10 protein-coding genes are annotated in these 8,484 nt (G+C 36.0%); 4 read left to right on the top strand and 6 right to left on the bottom strand.

The annotated features are described in order from the left end of the window. The 3 genes from Q5O30_RS03955 to Q5O30_RS03945 all read left to right on the top strand — a co-directional run. The coding region (locus Q5O30_RS03955; protein WP_302674564.1) for a hypothetical protein at positions 1-436 on the top strand (436 nt) is incomplete at its 5' end. A 409-nt stretch (positions 437-845) separates the two neighbouring features. Then, positions 846-1,109, top strand: a complete 264-nt coding sequence (locus tag Q5O30_RS03950) for a hypothetical protein (RefSeq protein ID WP_021952463.1) — start codon at positions 846-848, stop codon at positions 1,107-1,109. Positions 1,110-1,242: 133 nt separating this feature from the next. Continuing rightward, entirely contained in the window at positions 1,243-1,806 is a 564-nt protein-coding gene (locus Q5O30_RS03945; protein WP_021952462.1) for an Rpn family recombination-promoting nuclease/putative transposase, read from the top strand. 238 nt (positions 1,807-2,044) lie between these two features. Here Q5O30_RS03945 and Q5O30_RS03940 read toward each other — a convergent pair whose 3' ends face one another. Both Q5O30_RS03940 and Q5O30_RS03935 read right to left on the bottom strand, forming a co-directional pair. Further along, the gene (locus tag Q5O30_RS03940) at positions 2,045-2,590 is read right to left on the bottom strand and encodes an NADH peroxidase (protein ID WP_021952461.1); all 546 of its coding nucleotides are present in this window, start codon (positions 2,588-2,590) and stop codon (positions 2,045-2,047) included. Between the two features lie 49 nt (positions 2,591-2,639). After that, complete coding sequence (locus Q5O30_RS03935; RefSeq protein ID WP_021952460.1) at positions 2,640-3,020, bottom strand: transcriptional repressor; 381 nt, start codon at positions 3,018-3,020, stop codon at positions 2,640-2,642. A 338-nt stretch (positions 3,021-3,358) separates the two neighbouring features. Between Q5O30_RS03935 and Q5O30_RS03930 the strand changes: the two genes are divergently transcribed. Next, a complete protein-coding gene (locus Q5O30_RS03930) occupies positions 3,359-4,825 on the top strand; it encodes a glycosyl hydrolase (RefSeq protein WP_021952459.1) in 1,467 nt (488 codons plus the stop codon). A gap of 61 nt (positions 4,826-4,886) precedes the next feature. On the opposite strand, the gene gltA is transcribed toward Q5O30_RS03930, so the two are convergent. The 4 genes from gltA to Q5O30_RS03910 all read right to left on the bottom strand — a co-directional run bounded on the left by gltA (position 4,887) and on the right by Q5O30_RS03910 (position 8,297). Further along, a complete protein-coding gene (gene gltA / locus Q5O30_RS03925) occupies positions 4,887-6,272 on the bottom strand; it encodes an NADPH-dependent glutamate synthase (RefSeq protein ID WP_021952458.1) in 1,386 nt (461 codons plus the stop codon). Next, entirely contained in the window at positions 6,272-7,126 is an 855-nt protein-coding gene (locus Q5O30_RS03920; RefSeq protein ID WP_021952457.1) for a sulfide/dihydroorotate dehydrogenase-like FAD/NAD-binding protein, read from the bottom strand. Before Q5O30_RS03920 ends, gltA begins: the two co-directional genes overlap by 1 nt. A gap of 113 nt (positions 7,127-7,239) precedes the next feature. Then, on the bottom strand, positions 7,240-7,557 hold the full coding sequence (locus tag Q5O30_RS03915; protein WP_021952456.1) for an AzlD domain-containing protein: 318 nt from the start codon (positions 7,555-7,557) through the stop codon (positions 7,240-7,242). Between the two features lie 2 nt (positions 7,558-7,559). After that, positions 7,560-8,297: an AzlC family ABC transporter permease gene (locus Q5O30_RS03910; RefSeq protein WP_021952455.1), complete on the bottom strand. Its 738-nt coding sequence runs from the start codon at positions 8,295-8,297 to the stop codon at positions 7,560-7,562. Between the last annotated feature and the right edge of the window lie 187 nt (positions 8,298-8,484).

The following is an 8,484-nucleotide window of genomic DNA, read 5'->3' as shown; positions in this document are numbered from 1 at the left end:
AGGTAAGTATTATTATTTAAGCAGACAGACAGTTTCCAATGATGATGAAAGGTATGAATATTTTACCTGTGTGAAATATTATCCTGCAACGAACACAGTAAGAATAAGTGTTTCAATTGATGATACTTACTTGTCAGAGTATGATTATACGACATTTGATGTTACTAATGTAAAGGATGCTACAAGCAAAATCTGGTATAGTGATTCTTATGATAATTATGGAGAGGGCATAGTATATAAGAAGCTGATTCATCAGAAGAGCGCAGTTGCGTTTGGTGTAACAGATATGACCGATGATGTTCAGTCTATTGAGGAGTTAGCCACATCATCTGTTGCAATTGGCTTACTGGATTTCGACTACATTATGGGTACATATTCCGTAGGGGTATCATCTGGTGATTTGGGATTTACTACGTTATATTCACGGTATAATTAATTTCATATTTAATTTCTTATATAGATAGCTTAAAAAGAGATAAAATAAGCAGTAGCAATTTAATTTCCCGGCTACTGCTTATTTTTTGGGGATATTCTTTTTTGATATTGATTTCTACCGGAGGCGGTGCATATGTTAAATACAAGGAAAAAATGTTAGAGGAGAAAAATGTATATATATTATATAGATTATTTTTGAAAATAGACGCAGAGTCATATATCTTATATTAAATAAATATATTCAACAAAGAAATAAAAAAGTAAACAACTTCAAACGTTTATATAAGATGTTGCTAATATCAAACAATATGTTGACAAACAGAAAAATATACTATATCATATATGCACTGATATAATTTGTGACAAAAATGCGAGAAGCAATAATTAGATGAGTACAGAAAGGTTATAGTATGGGAAAACAGGATTTGTTAGCAAAAAAGTACATGTCAGACAATGAAAAGTTTGCAGATGTGTTTAATTACTATTTATACAATGGAAAGCAGGTTATAAAACCAGAAAACTTACATGAAGAGAGCATAAGTGAAATTGCCCTTCCCTATAGTGAAAAAAACAAAAATACCTTTATTGAAAAGTACAGGGACATTATAAAAAGGTGTGTGGTAAAAAGTGACAACTACTATACATATTTTTTGCTAGGAATAGAGAATCAGTAAGAGATTCATTATGCAATGCCTGTAAGAAACATGCTTTATGATTCTCTAAATTATTCCGGGCAGGTCAACAGGATAGAAAAAAAATCATAAAAAATGTAAAGATAAGCTTAGTTCAGCAGAATATCTGTCAGGAGTGACAAAGAGTGATAAAATCACACCAATTATAACACTGGTACTATACTGGGGCAATGAAGCATGGGATGGTCCTAAAAGTTTGTATGAAATGTTTAAGGAAACAGACCTTGATATTTTAAGATATGTAAATGATTATCACATAAATCTAATAGAACCAAAAGACATAAAGGATTTCTCAAAATTTAGAACTGAACTAGGGAAAGTGCTGGAGTTTATTAATGCATCAGACAGTTTGGCAAAAATGAAAGAAATATTGGAAAATAATCATGAATACTATTTACATATGGATCTTGAATCTGCTAGAATGATAGAAACATTTGGAAAGGCAAAGATAGACATGAAGCAGTATGAGAAAAATAAGGAGGAAGTTGATATGTGTAAGGCAATAGAAGACATGATTCTTGAGGGCAAACAGGAAGGCATACAGGAAGGAATAAAAGCGCTTATAGAAGTGGCAAAAGAGTTAGGTGCTACAACTGATATAATTGAAAAGAAGGTAGAAGAAAAATTTAATTTGTCAAAAGATGAAGCTGTCCAGGCAGTAAACAAATATTACAATTAGAGTGCAAGCCGAGCCAGCTCGATTCCACTTCGTTACATCTCGCTGGAGATTGTCACAACATTAAAAAATAGAAAAAGACGATAATTACTGCAAGCAGTGTACGCCGAGCCAGCTCGATTTCACTTCGTTTCATCTCGCTGTGGGCTGTCGCCCAATAAATATAAAATAAAAAGTAGTTGTCTGAGTATGCAAGCATCCTCTTCCAACTACTTTTATTTTATATTTGCTCGGCTCGTAATTAACCAAAGTATCTCTTCAAAAGACCTTCAAATGCCTTACCGTGTCTTGCCTCGTCTCTTGCCATTTCATGTACTGTGTCATGGATTGCGTCAAGGTTTGCAGCTTTTGCACGTTTTGCAAGGTCAAATTTTCCTGCTGTTGCTCCGTGTTCTGCTTCAACTCTCATTTCAAGGTTTTTCTTTGTTGAGTCTGTTACAACTTCACCAAGTAATTCTGCAAATTTCGCAGCATGTTCTGCCTCTTCATAAGCGGCCTTTTCCCAGTATAATCCAATTTCAGGATATCCTTCTCTGTGAGCTACTCTTGCCATTGCAAGGTACATACCAACTTCTGAGCATTCTCCTTCAAAGTTTGCTCTTAAATCAGCTAAGATGTCTTCACTTACTCCCTGAGCTACGCCAACTACATGTTCTGCAGCCCATTCTTTTTCGCCTTCTTCTACCTTAGTGAATTTATCAGCGCCTACTCCACATACAGGACACTTTTCAGGTGCTGAATCTCCTTCGTGAACATAACCACATACTGAACATACAAATTTTGCCATTTTGATTTCCTCCTAAATATCTAAAAATAAATTAATTATAAACATACTATTAATTGTCGGATTTACAATTGTTACAGAAGCCATAAAAATAAGTATGGTGACCGGTTATTGTGCCGGAACAATGTTTAGCAGCCTCTTCACATATCGGAATCTCCTTCATAAAGATGTCCTCAACAGCACCACACTTAGTACATATGAAATGATAGTGGGGCTCTACATGACCGTCAAAGTGTTCCCGACCGTCTCCTAACTTAAGGGAAAGTGCTTCACCATGTTCTACAAGAAAACGTAAATTTCTATAAACCGTACCAAGACTGATATTGGGCAAATCCTCCCGTATGCTGTTATATACCATGTCAGCAGTAGGGTGATCATATCGTGATGCCAGGTTCTGTTTAATTAAATCTCTTTGTAGACTTCGCTTTTCCATATAACATAACTCCTAAAACAATAATAGTAACTATTACTAGTTTAGCAAATAAATTAAAAATGTCAATAGTTTTTTTGAAAAAAATAAATGCTATATTATTTTTGACGGACAAAGATGAAATTAGCCATTTATCCATGTCCACGGATTAATGCATTGCCACACAATTTTCTGAATATATGAACATCTGAAATTCTCATAGAATAGCATACCAACTACGTCATCATATTAAACAAAAAGAAAAGATTAAATTTAGACAAAATGTTTATTGATACAAAAACGTTTCTTTATTATAACTATTATAAGGAAGTTGAACGGGTTAAAAAAATAGGAGGATTACCATGAAAGGTATAAGAAGAGTAATTGCTGTTTTTGTAATGATGGCAATGGTGATTGGAGTGGCTCCATTTTCAGGTAAAGAGGTAAGTGCTACAGATAACTTTAGAATTACCGCTCCTGAGAGCAACTCACTTATTGGAGCAGGTCATTTTGACATTAAGTGGACTAATATTGAAACAAAGAATGTGAAAACTTACAGAGTCTACATGGACAAGAAAAAAGTGGGAGAAACAACAGATAACAAGCTTGATTGTTATACCACAAAGGTTGCCGTGCACTCTGCATATGTGGAGGTTGAATATGTGGATGGTACCAGTGATAAGACAGCAACAATTAGTTTTGCTGTTTCAAAAAAAGGTTTAGGTTTGGCAACAGATATGGGAGCGAAAATTAATCTTAAAGATATGAAGTGCAGCTGGTACTATAACTGGGGAAATAATCCAAGTTCAGGAAGTCAGTATCAGAACGTTGAGTTTGTTCCCATGTTATGGAGAGAAAGAAATCAGGCAACCATAAAAAGAAAATTGAACGGATATGTAGAAAGCGGATACAAATATGTGTTGGCATTTAATGAACCGGACATGTCTAAACAGTGTAATATGTCGGTAGATGAGGTTTTTAATTTGTGGCCGGCAATGATGAATGATAACATTAATGTCAGTTCACCGGTTACAGCTACATGGCCTACAGCTTCAGAAGATTGGTTTATTCCTTTTATGGAAAAAATTGATGCAGACAAGAATTTAGATGTGGATTTCATATCTATTCATTGCTATCCTGACGGATGGGACGGTGGAGCAGAAATGGCAACATGGTTTGTTACAGATGTAGTGGATAAGGCATGGGAAAAATATCATAAACCAATTTGGATTACTGAGTTTTCTAAGAGAATTTTCAGTTCAAATGCACAATCAGCCAAAAAAACAGCGGAGTTTTGGAAAGCTGTAATGCCTTTGCTGGATGAAAGGGAATATGTGGAGCGGTATGCAGGATTTTGTTTCAATAATGAAGCAACAGGATTGTGGCTGTATAAAACCGGAAAGCTGACAGAAGCCGGTGAAGTTTACAGGGACTATGGAAACCCAAAAATCAATAATGATACAAAGAATGATGAGACAACTAAAAAGCCGGAAACAACAACCAAAGCGCAGGTGCCAATAGCTAAAAATGTTAAATTGGCAAGGGCTAAGGTAGTTAAGGCAACAAAGTCCAAAAAATCACGCAAGGTGAGAATTACATTAAAAAAAGTTAAAAAGGCTACCAAATATCAGGTCCAGATTTCCAAGAAGAAGTCCTTTAAAAAGGTATTGGTATCAAAGACCGTTAAAAAAGTAAAATTCACTTTTAAGAGCCGTAAGCTGTCAGGAAAAACACTTTATGTAAGAGCCAGAGCCATAGCATATGTTAAGAAAACAAAGATATCCGGCAAGTGGAGCAAAGTTAAAAAAGTAAAAATTACAGGTAAATAAAAGCAAAAAAGTAGCGTTAGTGAACAACTCATTAACGCTACTTTTTTTAGTATAATAAATATTATTTGCTTAACTTTTCGTGAATGCTTGCAGCTGCCTGTTTTCCTGCACCCATTGCAAGAATAACTGTAGCAGCACCTGTTACGGCATCGCCACCGGCATATACATTTTCTCTTGTTGTTTCGAGAGTATCTTCGTTGACTACCAGACATCCCCATTTGTTTGCTTCAAGACCTTCAGTTGTAGTTCTTAAAAGCGGGTTAGGAGAAGTACCAATTGACATGATAACTGTATCAACATCAAGTTCAAAGTTGCTTCCCTCAACAGGAATTGGACGTCTACGTCCTGAAGCATCAGCTTCTCCCAGTTCCATCTGAATACATTCCATCTTGCAAACACGACCATTTTCATCGCCAATAAGTTTTACAGGATTATGTAATGTCTTAAAGATGATACCTTCTTCCTCTGCATGTTCAACTTCTTCTTTTCTGGCAGGAAGTTCTTCCATACCTCTACGATAAACAATATATACGTTTTCAGCACCAAGTCTTAAAGCAGTTCTTGCTGCATCCATGGCAACATTTCCACCACCAACAACAGCAACATTTTTGCTCTTAATAACAGGAGTATCATACTCAGGCTTGTAAGCCTTCATAAGATTGGCTCTTGTAAGATATTCGTTAGCTGAATAAACACCAATTAATGCTTCACCTTCAATACCCATAAATGATGGAAGTCCGGCACCGGAACCGATGAATACGGCTTTGTAACCTCTTTCCATAATTTCGTCAACTGAAAGTACACGACCAATAACCATGTTAGTTTCAATATCAACACCAAGCTTTGTTAAATTATCAACTTCCTTCTGAACAATAGCCTTAGGAAGTCTGAATTCAGGAATACCATAAACTAAAACACCACCGGCTTTGTGGAAAGCTTCAAAAATTGTAACCTGATATCCAAGCTTTGCCAAATCTCCGGCACATGTAAGTCCTGCAGGGCCGGCACCGATAACAGCAACCTTGATACCGTTACTTTCAGGTTTTTCCACATCATCATTGCTATGAGCAAGATGATAATCAGCTACGAATCTTTCAAGACGTCCAATAGAAACAGGCTCGCCTTTAATTCCTCTGATACATTTTCCTTCACACTGGTTTTCCTGTGGACAAACACGTCCGCAAACAGCAGGAAGACCGTTGGTGCTGGTAATAATCTTGTATGCTTCATCAAATTCACCTGCTGCAACCTTTGCAATAAACTCAGGTATTCTGACGCAAACAGGGCAACCACTCATACATGGCTTATTTTTACAATTAATACATCTTGTTGCTTCTTCCATAGCCATTTCAGCTGTGTAGCCAAGAGCAACCTCATCAAAATTCTTATTTCTGACATTTGGCTCCTGAGAAGGCATTGGAACTTTTGTTAAACTCATATTTGGCATTATTTTGCACCTCCTAAATTCTCAGCAGCTTTATACATACGACAGTTTTCTCTGTCATGTGCTTCAAAATCTCTGTAAGTAGAGTTACGTTTCATTAACTCATCGTAATCAACCTTATGTCCGTCAAAATCAGGACCGTCAACACAGGCAAACTTGATTTTGCCATCTACAGTAACACGGCAACCACCGCACATTCCTGTTCCGTCAATCATAATTGGATTTAAAGAAACAAGAGTCTTAATATTATAAGGTTCAGTAACCTTTGAAACGAACTTCATCATTGGAATAGGTCCGATGGCAATAACAAGGTCATAATTGTTTCCTTCGTCAATAAGGCTCTGAAGCTTGTTTGTTACAAAGCCCTTTTCACCATATGAACCATCATCTGTTGTAATGAAAAGTCTGTTACAGATGGATTTATATTCATCTTCTAAAATAACAATATCCTTACTTCTGAATCCGGCAATAACGTCAACGTCAACACCAGCCTTAAATAAAGCTTTAGCAGACGGATAAGCAATGGCATTACCTACGCCACCACCAATAACGCAAACCTTCTTTGCATCACCGAAGTCTGTAGCGGTACCTAAAGGACCAACAAAATCTAAAATGTAGTCACCTTCCTTCATTTGTGAAAGAAGCATAGTTGACTGTCCTACAATCTGAAAAATAATAGTAACAGTACCCTTATCCGGGTCAGTATCAGCGATAGTAAGTGGAACACGCTCGCCCTGTTCATCAATACGGAAAATGATAAACTGACCGGCTTTTGCCTTAGCAGCAATAAAAGGCGCCTCAACATCAAGGCGTACAACTGTATCATTTAATTGCTGTCTTCTAACAATTTTGTACATTTATTTTCCTCCTAAAATTTAAAATGTTCTTAAATACTTAATCTCTCAAATAATTACAAAAAGTCAACGTAAAGTATAGCATAGTGTTAAAAATTTATCAATTATGAAAGAAACTATTTTATAAAGATTATTAAATATTCTGATACTAAAACAATAAAGCAGCATAATACGGAAACTTTGAAAAGTCCGGCATTAAACCATGCAGCAATAATTCCACCAATAAGTGCTAAAACTCCGGCAACCGGATAGTGAGTGGCATTTATAATGGCAGGAAATGTCATTACCGATAATGTAACATATGGAACATAATATAAAAATGACTGCAAAAATCGGTTTTTAATCTGCTTCTGAATAAGGGTAAGGGGAAGCACACGTATTGCAAAACTTACGGCTGCCATTATAAATATGTAAATATAAATTCGTGTATTCATTATTAAGCCTCCTCCTTATTAGTGTCAACAGGAAACAAAACTGCTGCCAAAACAGAAATAACAATAGTTAAAATAATAGTTTTAGTTCCATCAGAAAGGGAAGAAATCAGTGGAATATAGGCAGCGGCGAAGCTTGCAACAAAGCTTACGGCAACAATGCCTGCAATGATTTTGCTTTTTCTTGATGGTGGAATAATAATTGCCAAAAACATTCCATATAAAGATACACTTAAGGCACTGGTAATATTACCGGGTAAAAGATTACCTGCCATGGCACCTAAAGCAGTTCCAACTGCCCAACATGGACCGGCAATGGAAACTGCACCATATGTATAGTAGGGATTAAGATATCCCGGTCTTGCAATTGCAATGGCAAAAAGCTCATCCGTTAAATAAAATCCCATTAATATTCTGTGAATAATTGAAGTGTCAGGGCTGATTCGCTGGCTCATGGCACAACTCATAAGCATATATCTGGCATTGGCAATTAATGTGATTATGGCAATTTCCGCAAAGGAGGCAAGAGCCGCAATTGTTACAAAGCCTGCATATTCTCCCGCTGATGCATTACATAATGCACTGGCGAGAAAGCCCTGAAATGGAGTCATTCCTGCATTTTTTGCGGCAATACCTAAAGAAAAGGATACGGCAAGGTATCCTAATGCAATGGGAACACCGTCATGCATTCCCTTAATAAAGACTTTTTTGTTATTTAATCTGGTTGTATTTTTACTATTCATCTTAATCTCACCTTAGTTAATTTCAAAAAAATATTATACAACAACAGCTAAATAAAATAAAGCCTATAAGATACTTTGAAAATGTAAAAGCAAATTCAAAATCCCTTATAGGCTTAAGTTCATTTATACAAATTATGTATATTTATATTAATCATTATCTTTAGACATATACCATGCCCAGATTCCG

The sequence above is a fragment of the Eubacterium sp. CAG:161 genome, from assembly GCF_000432355.1.
Classification (GTDB): Bacteria; Bacillota; Clostridia; order Lachnospirales; family Lachnospiraceae; genus Eubacterium_G; species Eubacterium_G segne.
The sequence above is the reverse complement of the archived record's forward strand: the minus strand, read 5'-3'. Positions and strand labels throughout refer to the sequence as shown.

Coding starts and splice junctions, on each gene's coding strand:
- Q5O30_RS03950 (WP_021952463.1), top strand. CDS start 846: ATGGGAAAACAGGATTTGTTAGCAAAAAAGTACATGTCAGACAATGAA.
- Q5O30_RS03940 (WP_021952461.1), bottom strand. CDS start 2,590: ATGGCAAAATTTGTATGTTCAGTATGTGGTTATGTTCACGAAGGAGAT.
- Q5O30_RS03935 (WP_021952460.1), bottom strand. CDS start 3,020: ATGGAAAAGCGAAGTCTACAAAGAGATTTAATTAAACAGAACCTGGCA.
- Q5O30_RS03930 (WP_021952459.1), top strand. CDS start 3,359: ATGAAAGGTATAAGAAGAGTAATTGCTGTTTTTGTAATGATGGCAATG.
- gltA (WP_021952458.1), bottom strand. CDS start 6,272: ATGCCAAATATGAGTTTAACAAAAGTTCCAATGCCTTCTCAGGAGCCA.
- Q5O30_RS03920 (WP_021952457.1), bottom strand. CDS start 7,126: ATGTACAAAATTGTTAGAAGACAGCAATTAAATGATACAGTTGTACGC.
- Q5O30_RS03915 (WP_021952456.1), bottom strand. CDS start 7,557: ATGAATACACGAATTTATATTTACATATTTATAATGGCAGCCGTAAGT.
- Q5O30_RS03910 (WP_021952455.1), bottom strand. CDS start 8,297: ATGAATAGTAAAAATACAACCAGATTAAATAACAAAAAAGTCTTTATT.